Here is a 1,494-nt window from a genome sequence, read left to right as displayed (position 1 = left end):
CATTCATCGACAGTCTGCCTCTGGCCAAGGAGAAGATGCTCGTCGCATAAGACGATCTGACAATCAGGAGAAACCAAACATCCAGGAACCCCAACATAAAATGTCAGATCAAATCTTGGTTTTTACATTTTATGCTAAACACGACTTTTTCAGTGACCTGCTAAAACTGTAGTGTCTCATAAATAACTGGACAACTATTTTTTCTTTTTTCTGCTGCGCGGTAGCGTACAACCCGGCTGAATTTTTTCCAAGGTTTGTCGGCAACGCGAGAGTTTTTCAACGATCGATTCCACCGTGGCGGTCCAAACGAAGGGTTTGGGGTTTTCATTCCAGGCCGCCATGAACTCTCCGATCGCTCTTTCTAAATCTTCCACGCTGATAAATGAGTCGCGGCGAATTCTCTTCCTGGTCAATTCTCCAAACCAGCGTTCGACCAGATTCAACCAACTGGAACTGGTGGGAACAAAATGACAAACAAAGCGCGAGTGCCGCTTCAACCAAGACCGGACTCTGGGATGCTTGTGAGTACCATAGTTGTCCATCACCAAGTGCAAATGAATATCTCCGGGGAATTCTTGGTCCAACCGCGTAAGAAACCTCAAGAACTCCTGGTGTCGATGCCCCTCGTAACACTGCCCAATCACTCGTCCTTGTAAGACTTCCAGGGCGGCAAACAAGGTTGTTGTCCCATTACGTTTGTAGTCATGTGTCATGGTCCCGCAACGGCCCTTCTTCAACGGCAAGCCCGGCTGCGTACGGTCCAACGCCTGAATTTGGCTCTTTTCATCCACGCACAACACCATCGCCTGTTGCGGAGGATTCAGATACAGGCCCACGACATCCGTCAACTTCTCTAAAAACTTGGCATCCCGCGACAGCTTAAATGTCTTCACCCGGTGCGGTTTAAGATTGTGACTCTGCCAGATATTGTTGATGGTGGATTTGCTGACCCCCTGGCTGGCGGCCATCAACCGGCAACTCCACTGAGTCATCCCTTTGGGCTTGGTGCGTAGCGTCGCCTTCACAATCGACTCAATTTTTTCCGTCCCGTAGGTTGGCTTGCGGCCGCGTCCCGGGGCGACCTCCCATAAACTGTCCAGGCCTTCCTCATTAAACCGGCCACGCCACAGCGTGACGGTTTTACGATTGACATTTAGCCGTTGCGCGATGCGATTATCGGATTGCCCTTCGGCCGCAGCTAAAATAGTCCGGCTGTGGAGAGCGACCTGCTGTGGTGTGCCGAAGGCCGACACCCACTGGCGAAGTTGCTGCAGATCTGATTCTTTAAGTTGGAGGGCGGGGGTAGATTTCGGCACCACTCCAGCTTATCCCATTTTTCACTAATTGTCCATTTATTTGTTGGACACTGTCAAGCCAAAGTAGAAATGTCCTAATCCTACCAAGATAGAAATGTCCGGTTTTAGGATAACGAAGCGCAGGGCTCTTTTTTCTTTCGCAGCCAGGGATGTTTTTTCCAAGGATGCTGCGGTGATG

General features: G+C 50.2%; 1 protein-coding gene. It reads right to left on the bottom strand.

Annotated features, from left to right (window positions below; genetic code table 11):
- Nucleotides 1-194: 194 nt before the first annotated feature.
- Nucleotides 195-1,316: an IS630 family transposase gene (locus MNODULE_RS24330; RefSeq protein ID WP_422666778.1), complete on the bottom strand. Its 1,122-nt coding sequence runs from the start codon at nucleotides 1,314-1,316 to the stop codon at nucleotides 195-197.
- Nucleotides 1,317-1,494 lie beyond the last annotated feature (178 nt).

Origin of the sequence: Candidatus Manganitrophus noduliformans, assembly GCF_012184425.1 — a bacterium.
GTDB lineage: Bacteria > Nitrospirota > Nitrospiria > SBBL01 > Manganitrophaceae > Manganitrophus > Manganitrophus noduliformans.
Note: the sequence above shows the minus strand (reverse complement) of the source record. Positions and strands in the feature narration are given on the sequence as shown.